The organism is Gammaproteobacteria bacterium (assembly GCA_024235095.1).
Lineage (GTDB): Bacteria > Pseudomonadota > Gammaproteobacteria > Competibacterales > Competibacteraceae > UBA2383.
Genome location: JACKNC010000001.1, coordinates 1,336,267 through 1,351,879, shown reverse-complemented (window position 1 = coordinate 1,351,879; position 15,613 = coordinate 1,336,267). Strand labels below are relative to the sequence as shown.

Annotated in this window: 16 protein-coding genes and 1 pseudogene; 15 read left to right on the top strand and 2 right to left on the bottom strand. The window is 55.5% G+C overall.

The window, feature by feature from the left end:
• The first annotated feature begins 22 nt into the window (after positions 1-22).
• From bamC to H6973_06010, 11 genes are all read left to right on the top strand, one after another.
• Entirely contained in the window at positions 23-1,165 is a 1,143-nt protein-coding gene (bamC, locus tag H6973_06060) for an outer membrane protein assembly factor BamC (GenBank protein MCP5125201.1), read from the top strand.
• Between the two features lie 15 nt (positions 1,166-1,180).
• Entirely contained in the window at positions 1,181-2,992 is a 1,812-nt protein-coding gene (mutL, locus tag H6973_06055) for a DNA mismatch repair endonuclease MutL (protein MCP5125200.1), read from the top strand.
• A 2-nt stretch (positions 2,993-2,994) separates the two neighbouring features.
• Positions 2,995-3,960, top strand: a complete 966-nt coding sequence (gene miaA, locus H6973_06050) for a tRNA (adenosine(37)-N6)-dimethylallyltransferase MiaA (GenBank protein ID MCP5125199.1) — start codon at positions 2,995-2,997, stop codon at positions 3,958-3,960.
• Between the two features lie 229 nt (positions 3,961-4,189).
• Entirely contained in the window at positions 4,190-4,441 is a 252-nt protein-coding gene (gene hfq / locus H6973_06045) for an RNA chaperone Hfq (protein ID MCP5125198.1), read from the top strand.
• Between the two features lie 32 nt (positions 4,442-4,473).
• Entirely contained in the window at positions 4,474-5,775 is a 1,302-nt protein-coding gene (hflX, locus tag H6973_06040) for a GTPase HflX (GenBank protein ID MCP5125197.1), read from the top strand.
• A 30-nt stretch (positions 5,776-5,805) separates the two neighbouring features.
• A complete protein-coding gene (gene hflK, locus H6973_06035) occupies positions 5,806-7,059 on the top strand; it encodes an FtsH protease activity modulator HflK (GenBank protein ID MCP5125196.1) in 1,254 nt (417 codons plus the stop codon).
• Complete coding sequence (gene hflC / locus H6973_06030) at positions 7,059-7,949, top strand: protease modulator HflC (protein ID MCP5125195.1); 891 nt, start codon at positions 7,059-7,061, stop codon at positions 7,947-7,949. The genes hflK and hflC overlap by 1 nt, the downstream gene beginning before the upstream one ends.
• Before the next feature lie 30 nt (positions 7,950-7,979).
• On the top strand, positions 7,980-8,165 hold the full coding sequence (locus H6973_06025; protein MCP5125194.1) for a DUF2065 domain-containing protein: 186 nt from the start codon (positions 7,980-7,982) through the stop codon (positions 8,163-8,165).
• 53 nt (positions 8,166-8,218) lie between these two features.
• Complete coding sequence (locus H6973_06020) at positions 8,219-9,421, top strand: ATP phosphoribosyltransferase regulatory subunit (protein ID MCP5125193.1); 1,203 nt, start codon at positions 8,219-8,221, stop codon at positions 9,419-9,421.
• Between the two features lie 13 nt (positions 9,422-9,434).
• Entirely contained in the window at positions 9,435-10,730 is a 1,296-nt protein-coding gene (locus H6973_06015; GenBank protein ID MCP5125192.1) for an adenylosuccinate synthase, read from the top strand.
• A gap of 40 nt (positions 10,731-10,770) precedes the next feature.
• Positions 10,771-11,127, top strand: a complete 357-nt coding sequence (locus tag H6973_06010) for a YraN family protein (GenBank protein ID MCP5125191.1) — start codon at positions 10,771-10,773, stop codon at positions 11,125-11,127.
• A 17-nt stretch (positions 11,128-11,144) separates the two neighbouring features.
• On the opposite strand, the pseudogene H6973_06005 reads toward H6973_06010, so the two are convergent.
• Together H6973_06005 and H6973_06000 are read right to left on the bottom strand one after the other, a co-directional pair.
• Positions 11,145-11,409: pseudogene (locus H6973_06005) on the bottom strand (type II toxin-antitoxin system YafQ family toxin).
• The gene (locus tag H6973_06000; protein MCP5125190.1) at positions 11,396-11,659 is read right to left on the bottom strand and encodes a type II toxin-antitoxin system RelB/DinJ family antitoxin; all 264 of its coding nucleotides are present in this window, start codon (positions 11,657-11,659) and stop codon (positions 11,396-11,398) included. Before H6973_06000 ends, H6973_06005 begins: the two are co-directional and overlap by 14 nt.
• A 182-nt stretch (positions 11,660-11,841) precedes the next feature.
• Here H6973_06000 and flgB point away from each other — a divergent pair, with 182 nt between their 5' ends.
• From flgB to H6973_05980, 4 genes are read left to right on the top strand one after another with little or no spacing between them, the layout of a single operon-like run.
• Positions 11,842-12,231, top strand: coding sequence for a flagellar basal body rod protein FlgB (gene flgB, locus H6973_05995; protein MCP5125189.1), 390 nt, complete (start codon positions 11,842-11,844; stop codon positions 12,229-12,231).
• Between the two features lie 2 nt (positions 12,232-12,233).
• Positions 12,234-12,641: a flagellar basal body rod protein FlgC gene (gene flgC, locus H6973_05990; protein ID MCP5125188.1), complete on the top strand. Its 408-nt coding sequence runs from the start codon at positions 12,234-12,236 to the stop codon at positions 12,639-12,641.
• 14 nt (positions 12,642-12,655) lie between these two features.
• A complete protein-coding gene (locus H6973_05985) occupies positions 12,656-13,315 on the top strand; it encodes a hypothetical protein (protein ID MCP5125187.1) in 660 nt (219 codons plus the stop codon).
• A gap of 49 nt (positions 13,316-13,364) precedes the next feature.
• Positions 13,365-15,563: a flagellar hook-basal body complex protein gene (locus tag H6973_05980; GenBank protein ID MCP5125186.1), complete on the top strand. Its 2,199-nt coding sequence runs from the start codon at positions 13,365-13,367 to the stop codon at positions 15,561-15,563.
• Positions 15,564-15,613: the final 50 nt, after the last annotated feature.

Genomic DNA, 15,613 nt, shown 5'->3' with positions numbered 1-15,613 from the left:
ATATTCTCCGCGGCGCGCGACAGTGGGAATCCTCGCTGTAACCGTAGCGCTGGCCGGCTGTTCCAAGAGTTTTGACACTCTGCTGCCGGATCGCCGCCCGGATTACCGGCAAAGCACGGTGACCCAACCCCTGGAAATTCCGCCTGATCTGACGGCGTCAACCATTGACGATACCCTGATCGTGCCGGAGATCGGTCCAGCAGGTTCAGCCAGTCTGTCCGCCTACGCCGGGGAACGCAGCGAAACCCAGGCCCGGCAACCCACCGCAGTGTTGCCGCCACAGCCAGGTATTACCCTGCGGCAGGATGGCGATCAGCGCTGGTTGGTTATCGCCGCGCCGGCAGACCAGGTCTGGCCTAAGATACGGGAATTTTGGACGAGTAATGGTTTCGCCTTGAAACGCGATGATCCGACCATTGGCATCATGGAAACCGACTGGGTGGAAAATCGTGCGGATATTCCCCAGGATGGTCTACGTGGTTTGTTGAAGCAATATCTGGATGTACTGTACTCAGCGCCAACCCGCGACAAGTTTCGCACCCGCCTGGAAAGAAGTGAGAACAACGCGAATACCGAGGTTTACCTGACGCATTACGGCGTCGAGGAAGTTGCGGTGGGCGGCGCCAGCGCTAGCGCCACCAATGCCTATATGTGGCAACGACGGCCCTCCAGCCCGGAGCTGGAGGCTGAGATGCTCAACCGACTGACGGTTTATCTGGGCGCCTCGGACAAGCGCACCGAGGTTCAGCAAGCCAAAGCGAGTACGACGCCTGCGGTGGCGCGCACTCGTCTGATTGAAGAGGGTGGGGAAAACCGACTGCTGGTCAACGAAGATTATTCGAGCGCCTGGCGCTTGGTGGGTTTGGCCCTGGATGGCAGCAATTACGTGGTGGAGGAACAGAATCGCAGCCAGGGCCTGTATGTGGTCGAGTATCGCGATCCCGAGCTGGAGAACCAGAAATCTGGGGACGAGAGCTGGCTTTCCAAGCTAGCGTTCTGGCGCAGCAAGAAAACTGAAGCGCCGCCGGTTGGCACACGCTACCGGGTTCGGCTGGCTGGCCAGGGTAAGCAGACGGTGGTGGTCGTGCGTGATAGCAACGACCGACCGGACAATTCAGCGGGCGCTAAGCAGGTGATGGACGTATTACAGAAGGTCATCCGCTAATAACCAGGTCGCAACTTGAGTTTACGCATCCAGCGCCTGCCGCCACAACTCATTAGCCAGATCGCCGCTGGCGAAGTGGTTGAGCGTCCAGCGTCAGCGGTCAAGGAACTCCTGGAGAACAGTCTGGATGCCGGCGCGACTCGTATCGCCGTCGAAGTGGAGCAGGGCGGCGTTCGCCTCATTCGAGTTCGCGACAACGGTTCCGGTATTCCACCGGACCAGTTGCCGCTGGCGCTGGCCCGCCACGCGACCAGCAAAATCGCCAGTTTCGACGATCTGCAACACGTCTCCAGTCTCGGCTTTCGCGGTGAAGCGCTGCCCAGTATCGCCTCGGTGTCGCGGCTGACGCTGACCTCGCGCACGGCGGACGAAGACACGGGTTGGCGGGTCAGCGGGGATGGCGGCGAAGTCACCGACGAACCGGCGCCGGCGCCACACCCAGTAGGCAGCACTGTCGAAGTGCGTGACCTGTTCTTCAACGTACCGGCTCGTCGCAAATTTTTGCGCAGCGAACGGACTGAATTTGGTCATATCGAAGAAAATATTCGCCGGCTTGCCCTCAGCCGCTTTGAAGTTGGATTCAGCCTGTGGCATAATCAGCGGTCCATCCTGAATCTGGAACCGGCAGGTAATCGACAGGGTTGGGCGCAACGCATTGCGGAACTGTGCGGTCGGGAATTTGCGGCGGCCAGCATCTTTTTTGACCGCAGCGAAGGCGGGTTGCGGCTCTGGGGCTGGCTTGGGTTACCGACAGTCTCCCGCGCCCAAGCTGACTTGCAGTATTTCCTGGTTAACGGTCGACCCGTACGCGACCGAGTAATCGCCCACGCCATGCGACAAGCTTACCAGGATGTTCTCTACCAGGATCGGCAACCTGCAGCCGTGCTCTATCTGGAACTTGATCCAGCAGCCGTAGATGTCAACGCCCATCCCGCTAAACACGAGGTCCGGTTTCGGGAATCGTCGACTATTCATGAGTTTATTCGGCGCACGGTGCAGGCATCGCTTGCGGAAGTGCGTCCTGGCGCAGCGCCGCCGCTCGTGATCCAGACCGGTGAACAGTTAGGCGCAGTCAGCGCAGTCGGTGGAGATCAGGGGGGATCAGGCGCAGCTGGCCCGTTTGGCGCGAACCCACCTCGATTACCGCTGCGCGTTCAAGAACGGCTGTCGGCTTATGGCCAGTTACATACGACTCCATCACCGGAAAAACCCGCCGGGACAGTTCCCGAAACTGTTGCTGAATCGCCGCCGCTCGGTTACGCGCTCGGACAACTGCATGGCGCGTATGTCCTGGCGGAAAACGACGCCGGACTGGTGATAGTGGACATGCATGCCGCTCATGAACGCATTCTGTACGAACGACTGAAAACCACCCTGACCGGGGAAGGTCTTAAAACTCAGGCGCTGCTGGCACCGGTGACCCTAAGCGTGACGCCGAAAGAGCGGGAACTAGTCGAAACACATGCAACCCTGTTCGCCGAGGCGGGATTAGAGTTGGCGGCCATGGGGCCGGAATCAGTAATAGTCCGGCAAATCCCAGCGTTGCTGGCCGGACTGGACATCGCTGGACTGGTGCGCGATATGCTGGCCGACCTGGTCGCGCATGAAACCAGCGAGCGGGTTGAAACGGCCATTTTGACCTTGCTGGCCAGTTTGGCCTGCCACGGCGCGATCCGCGCCAACCGACCGCTGAACCTGTTGGAAATGAATGCCTTGTTGCGTGATATGGAGCGCACCGATCACAGTGGCCAATGCAATCACGGCCGGCCTACTTGGATTCAACTCACCCTCGACGAACTCGATCGGCTGTTTCGGCGCGGACGTTAAACATGGCCGACTTGCGCCCACCGGTGTTGTTCCTGATGGGACCCACTGCATCTGGTAAAACAGCGCTAGCGGTGGAGCTAGTCCAGCGCTGGCCATTTGAAATCATCAGTGTTGACTCCGCGCTGGTTTATCGCGGAATGGACATCGGCACCGCCAAGCCCGACATCGAAACGCAGCGCATCGCGCCACATCGTCTGATCAATATTCTTGATCCCGCCGAAGCTTACTCCGCAGGTCGATTTCGCAGCGATGCCCTGCGTGAAATCGCTGCCATTCATGCTGCTGGACGTATCCCACTACTGGCCGGCGGTACGATGCTCTATTTCAGAGCGCTGGAACAGGGCTTGGCCGAATTACCTTCGGCGGATCCCGAAGTGCGCGCCCGATTGGCGTCGGAACTGGCCGAACAGGGCAGCATCGCCCTGCACACCCGGCTAACGAAGATTGATCCCATCGCGGCGGCGCGGATCCATCCTCATGATGTTCAAAGAATTCAACGGGTGCTTGAGGTCTACGCATTAACGGGCCAGTCACTAACGGAACTTTGCCGCCGTTCGCATAACGAATTATTGCCGTTTCGGATCGTCAAGCTGGTGGTGGCGCCTGCCGACCGAGCGGTGCTACATGAACGGATTGATCAACGATTCCGAGCGATGCTTGAGCAGGGTTTCGTGACTGAAGTGCAGCGTTTGCGGGCGCGGGGAGATCTCGATTTGAATAAACCAGCCATGCGGTCGGTCGGCTACCGACAGGTCTGGCAATATCTGGATGGCGTCCTGGACTATCCGGCGATGCTCGAACGAGGCGCTGTGGCAACTCGCCAGTTCGCCAAGCGGCAATTAACCTGGCTGCGTTCGGAAATCGGTGCATTCCGCTTGGACAGCGCCCAGCCCGATCTCCTTGAACGAGTTGCCGCCCGTTTACATGAAACCGGCTTTTTCCCTAACACCTCAAACCCGTTGTGTTAATATAATGAGTGTTTCGGATCAGTCGCTATCGCTCGTTACGCGGGCAATGAAATCCGCAGGGAAACACCTCACGGGAACGTGATGGGCCGACCATCCGGCAAATAACCTTGGGGCTAGGCATGAATTATGCTTTTTGCCTAAATGATTTTTCGGCTTTTGAGAAATTTTAAACTTTTCGGCTTTAAGCCTGATTTTGTGTTTTTGACCATAACAACAAGGGAGCATCGCGATGGCAAAAGGTCATTCTCTTCAGGAACCCTTTCTGAACGCCCTGCGTAAAGAGCGGATTCCAGTTTCGGTGTATCTGGTGAACGGCATCAAATTGCAGGGGCAGATCGAATCTTTCGATCAGTTCGTGGTGCTTCTGAAAAACAGCGTCAGTCAGATGATTTACAAACATGCGATTTCCACAATCGTGCCGGTTCGCAATGTGCGACTGAGCTTGGCCACGGACGAAAATGGCGGCGTCGATCCATCCTGAAGGCTTAAGCCCAGTGGTGCGCAGGGGGCGGTTTGTTTGAGCGTCCAAGCGGCGGTGAACGCGCCGTTCTTGTCCATCTGACGCTGGACCGATCGGAAGATGCCCAGGACTTCGCCGAATTCCAGGAATTGGCGGCGTCGGCGGGCGCTGAATGCGCTGTGTTGATCACAGGACGCCGCTCAGCGCCTGACTCGCGTCTGTTTGTCGGCAGTGGCAAGGCTGAGGAAATCCGGGAGGCGGCGCAACAAGGCAACGCAAAATTGGTGATTTTCGACCATACCCTGTCGCCGAGCCAGGAGCGTAATCTGGAAGCATTTCTGCAATGCCGGGTCGTGGATCGCACCGGTTTGATTCTGGACATCTTTGCCCAGCGCGCGCGCAGTTTTGAAGGCAAATTGCAAGTGGAACTGGCCCAGTTGCGTCATTTGTCCACTCGGTTGGTGCGCGGCTGGACGCACCTAGAGCGGCAACGTGGCGGTATCGGATTGCGCGGACCTGGTGAGACCCAGTTGGAAACCGACCGGCGTTTGCTGGCCGATCGTATTCGGCAGATTCGTTTGCGGCTAGGGCGAGTCGAACGACAGCGTGAACAAGGACGACGCGCAAGACGCAAGGCGGATCTGCCAACCGTTTCGCTAGTCGGTTACACCAACGCCGGCAAATCCACCCTGTTCAATACGTTGACACAAGCCGATGTTTATGCAGCCGACCAGTTATTTGCAACCCTGGATCCGACCTTGCGCCGTCTGGAGTTGCCAGGGGCGGAACCGGTCGTACTCGCCGACACCGTTGGGTTCATCCGTCGGTTGCCGCACGAACTGGTAGCGGCGTTTCGTTCGACGCTGCGCGAGACCGTAGAAGCCAGCCTGCTTTTGCATGTGATCGACGCCAGCCATCCTGACCGACAGGGCGTCATTACGCAAGTTGAATCCGTATTAGCGGAAATCGGCGCGGCCAACACGCCACAATTGCAGGTGTTCAACAAAATTGACCTGAGCGGCGAACCGCCGCGCCTGGAGCGGGATAGCGAAGGTCAGGCGCGCGCGGTCTGGTTATCAGCGACATCGGGTGCGGGACTCAACCTGCTGTCCGCCGCGATTGTCGAGCGATTGCGGGGGGGAACAGTACATGGCTGGCTTTGTTTGCCGCCGATGGCGGCGCGGTTGCGGGCCTGCCTGTTCAACTTGGGCGCTGTGGTTACTGAACAGTCCGGACCTGCGGGCGAATGGCTGATCGAAGTACGCACCTCGCGCGGCAATGTAGACCGGCTTTGCCGACAGGAAGGCTTACGGGCGGAATGGGTGCGTTCGGGTTTTGAAATTCCGGTGGTTTGAACCGTATTGATACAAACTTTGAGGTACGACATGGCCTGGAATGAACCGGGAGGAGGTAACCGCGATCCCTGGAGCGGTGGTGATCGCGATCAGGGACCACCCGATTTGGATGAAGTGGTTCGCAAGCTGTCGGACCGTTTCAACAACTTGCTGGGCAGTGGGCGTGGCGGCGGTAGCGGCGGCGGCAACAGCAGCGGTGGCGGTGGCGCATCAGGCTCCGGGTTTGCCGGCGTCGGTCTGGTGATCGGGATTATCGCCTTGATCGGCTGGTTGATTGCCAGCATCTACATTGTCAACGAAGGCGAACGCGGGGTCGTGCTGCGCTTCGGGCGCTATCTGGAGACCACGCTACCCGGGCCGCATTTGCGGATATTTCCCATTGATCAGGTGGAAATCGTCAACGTGGAGCAGCGGCGTTTCCGGGAAATCGGTTATCGCTCCGCAGCGGGCGGCGGACGGCAGCCGGCCATCCGCTCGGTGCCCAAGGAAGCGCTGATGCTCACGCAGGATGAGAATATCGTGGATGTGCGTCTGGCTGTGCAATATCAGATCAAGGACCCGCGCGCTTATCTGTTTAACGTTCTGGATCCTGAAGTGGTGTTAGTGCAGGTAGTGGAAAGCGCAACTCGCGAAACCATCGGCAAGAGCACCATGGACTTTGTTCTGACCGAAGGTCGCAGCGACATCGTCGCTGATACCCAATCCTTGAGTCAGAGCATTCTGGATCAATATGGCGCGGGCTTGCAGATCATCACTGTTGTTTTGCAGGACGCACAACCGCCGGAGGAGGTGCAAGATGCATTCGCCGACGCGATTAAGGCGCGCGAAGATGAGCAACGGCTGAAGAACGAAGCCGAAGCCTATTCCAACGAGGTGATTCCCAAGGCGCGCGGCCAGGCGGCACGGCGTTTACAGGAAGCCTCCGCCTACAAGGAACAGGTGATCGCCCAAGCCCAAGGTGAAGCCAGCCGGTTTGAGCAATTGCTGATAGCGTATCAACAAGCCCCGGAAGTCACTCGCGAACGGCTGTATTTGGAAACGCTGGAAACGGTGTTGTCACAAGTGAGCAAAGTGTTAGTAGATGTTAAGGGAACCAATAATCTCTTGTATCTGCCGCTGGATCGACTCTTGAAAACCGAACAGTCGCCCAGCGCGGGCGACGCCCGTTCCACGGGGGGGTCGCTGTTGGAAAATTTGCCTTCTTCGTCGTCGTCATCATCAGTCGATGGCAGCGCAGCGGCGACCCGCTTGCGCGATCTGAATCGTAGTCGGGAGGTGCGCTAATGGCCTTGCCACAATTGCCGGTGTCCCGCAATGTCATGCTAGGCGCGCTCGCCGCCGCCGGCCTGTTATTGGCGACCTCGTTATTCACCGTGGATGAAACCCAAACCGCGCTCCGCTTCCAATTGGGCGAGATCGTCGAGGCCAATTACCCGCCCGGTCTGCATTGGAAGTGGCCGTTGATCAACAATATTCGCAAGTTTGATCGCCGGTTGCAAACGCTGGACACCGATCCGGAGCGATTTCTGACCGCAGAAAAGAAGAATGTCATTGTCGATTCCTTCGCCATGTGGCGGATCGAGGATGTGCGGCTGTTTTATACGACGGTCGCCGGCGATCCTGCTCAGGCTAACGTCCGCCTGGATCAAATCGTCAAGGACAGTCTGCGTAGCGAATTCAGCAAGCGCACCATTCAGGAAGTGGTGTCAGGGGATCGCGAGCAGATTATGGAAACTTTGAGTCGGTTGTTGCGCGAGCAGGCAACGCAACTGGGCATTGCTGCGGTGGATGTGCGCATCAAACGCATTGATCTACCGCCGGATGTCAGTAATTCGGTGTTCAGCCGCATGAAGGCGGAACGATTGCGGGTCGCCAAGGACTTCCGCTCCCGGGGTGCCGAAGCGGCAGAGCGCATTCGCGCTGATGCTGATCGCCAGAGTACGGTGATCCTGGCCGAGGCCTACCGTGATGCCGAGCGTCAGCGCGGTGAAGGCGACGCCCAGGCAACGGCCATTTATGCCGAGGCATATGGCAAGGATCGGGATTTTTACCGTTTCAATCGCAGTCTGAATGCCTATCGTCAGAGTTTTAACAGCAGCGACGATGTGCTGGTGCTCGAACCGGATTCCCAGTTCTTCCAGTACTTCAACCAGTCGCAGTCGCAAGCACAGTGATGAGGGCCATTATTATCGAACACATCCGCCATGTGGGATGAACTGCTGGCGGCGTTCGGTTTGATGCTGGTGCTGGAAGGCATCCTGCCGTTCCTCAATCCAGCCGCCTTCCGGCAAACCCTACTCAAGATTTCCCAAATGGAGGATCGCGTCTTGCGATTGGCTGGTTTGGGGGGCATGGGGTTGGGGGTGGTAGTGTTGTACTTTTTCCGCTGAGGTTGGGTCAGGCTTGAAGCCAAGCTCACAAAATCTTTTATATCCTGTCTCCCATGATCCCCAAAGACCGCTGGTTGTTACCCGAAGGCATTGAAGAAATCCTGCCGCCCGCCACTGATCGCCTGGAGCGATTACGCCGGATGTTGCTCGATCTTTATCGAAGCTGGGGTTATGAACTTGTTATTCCGCCGTTGATCGAGTTTCTGGATTCGTTATTGACCGGCGCTGGTGATGATCTGGAACTGCAAACCTTCAAGCTGACTGATCAATTAAGCGGCCGGATGATGGGGGTGCGCGCTGACATGACTCCCCAAGTGGCGCGGATTGACGCCCATCTGTTGAAGCGCGCTGGCCCGGTCCGCCTCTGCTATATGGGTACGGTATTGCGGACCCGCGCTGATGGCTTTGGCGGTTCTCGTAGTCCCTATCAAGCGGGTGTGGAACTGTATGGTCATCGCGGCCATGAGAGTGATCTGGAAGTGCTGGCGCTGATGTTGGAGACGCTGAGGGTCGCGGGCGTTAGCGAAGTACACTTGGATTTGGGCCATGTCGCCATTTTCCGCGAACTGGTAGGTCAGGCCGGTCTGGATCGGGAATGTGAAAGCATTCTGTTTGAGGCATTACAGCGCAAGGCTTTTCCGGAAATCGATGAACAGTTGGTGGAATGGGCATTGCCGACGCCGAGTGCGGACTTGATTCTGAGCTTGGCTAAACTGAATGGCGGCCCGGAAATATTGGACGAAGCCGACGAGCAGTTGGCGGCAGGCAGGCCAAAGGTACGCGAAGCACTGATCACTTTGCGGCGATTAGTGAACACACTGCGCCAGCAGTGGCCGGATTTGCCCATTCATATCGATCTAGCCGAATTGCGCGGTTATCACTATCACACTGGCGTGTTGTTTTCCGCCTATGTCCCTGGTCAAGGGCAAGCAGTCGCGCAAGGCGGGCGCTATGACGAGATTGGCCATGTGTTCGGTCGAGCGCGGCCCGCGACGGGTTTCAGCACCGATTTGGCGACGCTACTGTTGCTGGGTTCGACCTCGGAAACGACGGTAGCCGGGATTTACGCACCGTCGGCTGGCGTTGGGGAATTGGAGGAGCGGGTAGCCCTGTTGCGTCGCCGGGGCGAACGAGTCATTCGGGCGCTGCCCGGAGCAGAAGTGGAGCCACGCGCTTTGGGATGCGATCGAATGTTGGTTCGCCAGCAAGGGGAATGGCAGGTTACGCCGTTGGCAGATTCAAAGTCTACGAGTTAACAAGGAACCAGGCATGGGTAAGAATGTGGTGGTCATCGGCGCCCAGTGGGGTGACGAAGGCAAGGGCAAGATCGTTGATTTGTTGACCGAAAATGCGGCGGCAGTCGTGCGATTCCAGGGAGGGCATAACGCGGGGCACACCCTGGTCATCAATGGCCAGAAAACCATCCTGCACCTGATTCCCTCGGGCATTCTGCATGAAGGCGTCGCCTGCCTGATTGGCAATGGCGTGGTGCTATCGCCAGCCGCTTTACTGACTGAGGTTGATCAACTGGAACAACAGGGCGTGGCGGTCGTGGAGCGACTGCGAATCAGCGAAGCCTGTCCGTTGATTTTGCCTTACCACATCGCTTTGGATCAAGCCCGTGAGAAGGCACGCGGCGAACGGGCGATTGGCACAACCGGACGCGGCATCGGCCCAGCTTATGAAGACAAGATCGCGCGACGGGCGGTGCGGCTAGGTGACTTGTTCCATCCAGAGCGCTTCGCCGCTAAGCTTGGCGAGGTGCTGGATTTCCATAATTTCGTTCTGAAAAACTATTTCCAGGCTGAGCCGGTCGGTTTCCAGACGGTACTGAATGAAACACTGGTCATGGCTGAGCGCTTGCGCCCATTGGCAGCGGACGTGACGAGGTTGCTGGATGCCCATCGCCAGCGGGGCGACAATATGCTCTTCGAAGGCGCTCAGGGAGCGATGCTGGACATTGATCATGGCACTTATCCTTATGTGACCTCTTCCAATACGACGACGGGCGGGGCATCTACAGGTACGGGTCTAGGGCCGTGCTATCTGGACTATGTGCTGGGGATCACCAAGGCCTACACCACTCGGGTCGGGGGAGGGCCTTTCCCGACCGAGTTGTTTGATGAAACCGGCAATCATCTGGCCGAACGAGGCTATGAGTTTGGTTCAACGACCGGTCGGCGGCGGCGCTGCGGCTGGTTTGATGCGGTGGCTTTGCGGCGTTCAATCCTCAATAACAGTGTGTCGGGATTGTGTGTGACCAAGCTGGATGTGCTGGATGGTCTGGATTATGTGCGGTTGTGCATTGGTTATCAGTGTGGTTCAGAGCGACTGGATCATGCGCCCTTGGGCGCCGAAGCGCTGGCGGGTTGCGAACCGATTTATGAAGAGATGCCAGGTTGGCGGGATTCGACGGTCGGGGTGCGGCAGTACGAGGATTTGCCGGTTAATGCACAGGCTTATTTGCGGCGCCTCGAGGAATTGATCGATACACCAATTGATCTGATCTCTACCGGCCCTGATCGGGCGGATACCATTGTATTACGCGATCCATTTTCTGGATGAGTGCGTTGCTGACAGCTGCTGATCGCGGTGGCCGTCGGTGATCAGCCGTATTGCGCAGGGCGCTGTCGCTGAGGACTTAGCGCTTGGCTATCTGCAAAAACAGGGCTTGGCCTTGGTGACGCGGAATTTCCGTTGTCGCACTGGCGAATTGGATCTGATCATGCGCGATGGCGAATATCTGGTTTTCGTGGAGGTGCGTAGCCGTCGTTATGTCCGTTACGGCACCCCTGCTGAATCAGTGACCCGAGCCAAGCAGCAAAAATTGCTGCGCGCTGCGGCCTTCTATCTACAACGCCAACATCTTGACCTACCCTGTCGCTTCGATGTGGTGGCGGTTCTCCAGCCCGGCGGTGAACCACAAATCGAATGGATTCGCGATGCTTTTCAATTGACTTGAGTCGAGGGCGCCAAGAGCTATAGCCCCAGTTCGGAATGGGAACCCAGGCGCACGAGCTGCAACACGCCATCGTCGGGTTTGCGGTAAATCAGCACCAGATCGGGTTTGATGTGGCAATCGCGATGATCCTTCCACTCACCTGACAAAGTATGGTCGTGGAATCGCTCCGGCAATGTTTCATCGTTCGCCAGCTTCCATAATGCATTCAATGAATGCCTCTTCAAACGTCCCTTGCTTTTTGAAGTCGCGCTTGAAAGCATGAGTCCATTCAATCTTGCGCATTCATGGCGTCCAGAAACTCCTCGACAGTCGTTGCCGATGACAAGCTGCCGCAGCGCGCTTCCTTCATGGCCGCAACGATTTCTTCGTTGGGCATTAGAGGGTTGAAAGGCAAGGTGTGCTCACGCGCTACCCGGGTGAGCATCAATCGCACCGCATCGGATACAGTCAGGCCCATCGCCGACAGGACGGCAGCGGCTTCCTCTTTTACCGCGCGATCAATACGGGCTTGAACCAGCGCATTGGCAGTCATTATTTATTCTCCTCATTGAGCGAATGATATTGTCATTCGCAATCACTGCAAACTCAATATCGTTAAAGAGGTCTGGGACGATCAAACCCGGCACATCCCTTGCTTCCTATCCCCTAACGATTGAATCCGTCATTTTTCCGGCAACCGCTCCGGAATCCGACCGAACGGGAGGCGACGCCACCATGGGCATTAACTTTGACCGCGCTTTGAAGCTGCACGCGGAAGCATTGGAGTTGCGCTCCCGGCGCACCGAAATTGTGGCTGCGAATCTGGCGAATGCCGATACGCCGGGCTACATGGCCCGTGATTTCGATTTCAAAACAGCGATGGCCGAGGCGTTCGGCGCGGAACAACCATTGAAAGTGACGCACGCCCATCACCTTCAGGCCCCACGTAATAACCCGGATGAGCTGCTGTACCGCATGCCGTCGCAGATGTCGCTGGACGGCAATACGGTGGAAACCGAGCAAGAGAAAGCGGTCTTTGCCGATAATGCGCTGCGCTATCAAGCGAGCCTGCGGTTCATGGGCAACCGTGTTCAAGGGTTAATGACGGCGATTAAAGGAGAATAGCCATGTCTCTGTTCCGCATTTTCGATATTTCCGGTTCGGCGCTCCATGCGCAAAGCATTCGAATGAATACCACTGCCAGTAATATGGCGAATATGGATAGCATCAGCAGCAGCATTTCGCAGACTTATCGGGCGCGACAACCGGTATTTGCTGCGCAGCTCGATGAAGCGGAGGACGGAATTGCCGGGGTGAGCGTGTTGGGCATTGTGGAAAGCGACAAACCCTTGCAACAGGAATATCGACCGGACCATCCGCTGGCTGATGCAAATGGTTATGTCAACCTGCCTAATGTGAATCCAGTGGAGGAAATGGCGAATATGATTTCGGCGTCGCGTGCGTATCAGGCGAATGTGGAAGTGTTGAATACCTCCAAGCAGATGATGATGCGCACCTTGGCGCTGGGTGAATAAACGAGGCTGAGACCATGACCACTATTGACAGCACGACCGCGACGACCGCCAGTCAAAATTCGGCGGGATCAGCGTTGCCCAAGGATTTATTGAATCAGGAAGATTTCCTGAAATTAATGATTGCGCAGATGAAGAATCAGGACCCGACCAAGCCGCTGGATGGTCAGGAATATCTAGGTCAGTTGGCCCAGTTTAGCACCCTGAGCAGTATTCAGGAGTTGCAGAAATCTTTTGATTCCCTGGCGCAGTCGCTATTGTCGATGCAAACCGCGCAGGCGACCAGTATGGTCGGCAAACAGGTGTTGATTGAAGGCGATCGCGGTTATTACACGTCTGGCCAATCCTTGCAAGGCGAAATTTCGGTTCCACAAAGCGTCAGCAATTTGACGTTGAAGGTTTATAGCGCCAGCGGTCAGCTGATTAACACCATGAATCTGGGGGCGCAACAGGCGGGCCAGGTCGAGTTTACCTGGGGCGGCAGTGGCGCGTCAGGTTCAGGAGTTTATAGCGTGGTCGCTGAGGGTTCAGTGAGTGGAGAAAATCAGCAATTCAGCACCCAGATGTGGAATCAGGTGCAGAGCGTCACTTTGGGACAAAACGGACAAACCTCCAATCTACAATTGGCCGGTGGTATTGGTCTGGTCGATATGAATTCCGTCCGGGGCATCCGGTAATTTCTTTTCCTTTTTAATCCAGTTTAATCCAGTTCAAGAGGGTCTTCCCATGTCTCTGAATATCGCCCTGACGGGTATTAATGCGTCGAACACCGAGTTATCTGTTGTTTCTGACAACATTGCGAATGCAAATACCACTGGCTTCAAGAAAGCCCGAGCAGAATTTGGTGATCTGGTCGATTCGATGTCCAGAGACAGCAACGGCTTAGGTGTGCGTTTACAACGACTAAGTCAGACGTTTACTCAAGGCAGCATTGAGGATACCGGTCGGACGTTCGACATGGCGATTACCGGAGAAGGCTTCTTTGTTTTGCAGAGTGGAAATGAGGTCAGCTACAGCCGGGCGGGTAGTTTTAATACTGATACCAGTGGCTTTATCGTTAATAGCCAAATGCAAAATGTACAAGGTTATACGGTGCAGGTATCTAGTGATGCGGCAACTACATCGGTGGAGTATCGTTTAACTTTGGCGCACGGCTTGACCAACGCGGCTGCCAGTTTTGATGCTAACGATCCTTTAACTTATAATAATATGACTTCTGTTGACATTTTTGACAGCAAAGGTTTTAGCCATGAATTAAAATCTTATTTTCTGCTAACAACCAGTACATCAGCGCCTCCCGCTGTCGGCAATAATACTTGGCAAATTTATCATCAAATCGATGGTGGAGCAACAATAGATGGCGGTACTGTAATTTTTGACAATACTACTGGCGTAGTATCCACTGCTCCTACAGTTACTTCACTATCTGTTTCATCGGCTGACTTGGGTACAAACGCAGATCCAATAACTGTTAATCTGGACTTTGGCTCCGCTCTTGCTGGTTGGAATATCGATCAAGGATCTACATTTAACATTGCCAATATAACACCTAACGGCTCTCAAGCAACTCGCACAATTACTGATATTGTCGGTGATTTATGGATCGATTCCTCGACCATGCAACCGAAGATGACCGGGCAGGTGGATTTAGGCATTAACTTGAATGCCATGGAGCCAGCGCCAGTGCCAACAACTATTGTCGACTACACCGTCAATTTGGATGGCAGTTTGACTGCAATAGCTGGCTCTGCGTTCACTGTTGGTCCTCCTCCTAGTACCGGTTTTAACCCAACTGATCCTACTACCTACCACCATTCCAATTTATTGCAGGTCTATGATAGTCTTGGAATCAATCATAGCTTACAAACCTACTTCGTTAAAACAGCCGCTGATGACTGGAGTGTTTACTACACATTGGATGGGAATTTCGATATCACTGCTGCTGCCCCTGACTTTAACGGCTACGGAGGAAATATTACATTCGATGCTGCGACTGGCGCTCCCACTTTAACAACGGTTAATACTCCAATTACTTTCTCAGCGGCGCAGGTTGGCTCAGGAGCTACCGCTCTAACCATTGTCCCTGATTTCAGCAAGGCGCTTCAGATTATTGGGGATACGACTATAGCTACAGATAATCTTTCAGAAACAACCAGTGTACTGGCAACCAGTACATCCGCCGATCCAAGCACGATTGATGCGACCGATGCGAGTAATTATGACTACTCTACCGCATTGGCGATTTACGACAGCTTGGGGGTTGGTCATACCCTGAATCTCTATTTCCGCAAGACGGCGGATAACACCTGGAGCATCTACAAACAAATTCCCGAGATTGACAGCATTGCTGAGCGTGTGGGTAGCATAACTTTCGACAGTCGGGGCATCCCTGTCGAGGCCAAGGATAATGGGGAATATACTAATCCCGATAGTCCTACGACTTTGAAGATCGTTGGCGTCAGCTTCCCTAATGGCGCTGGACGGCAAAATTTTGAATTGAATTTTGCAGACACCACCCAGTTCGATAGCGAATCCATCACCAACAGTTTGGAGCAGGATGGCTATACGATGGGTAATCTTTCCAGAGTCGAAGCGGATGAATCCGGCAATATCGTCGCCAGTTATAGCAACGGTAAAACACAGATCATGGGTCAAGTCGTATTGGCCCGATTCGCCAATATCCAGGGCTTGAAGCGCATTGGCGACAATAACTGGATTGAAACCCAGGATTCAGGCGCGGCTATTACAGGTAAACCAGGTAACGGCACTTTGGGCCAAGTCATTGCGGGCGCTCTGGAAGGCTCCAATGTGGAATTAACCAAGGAATTAGTGGATATGATCACCGCCCAGCGCGGCTTCCAGGCCAACGCCCAGGTGATTAACACAACCGGTACCTTGTATCAGGCGATTCTGAATATTCGGTAGTAATCCATTGCCCTCTCCTTGATTTAATAAGGAGGGGGCGAAAAAACAGG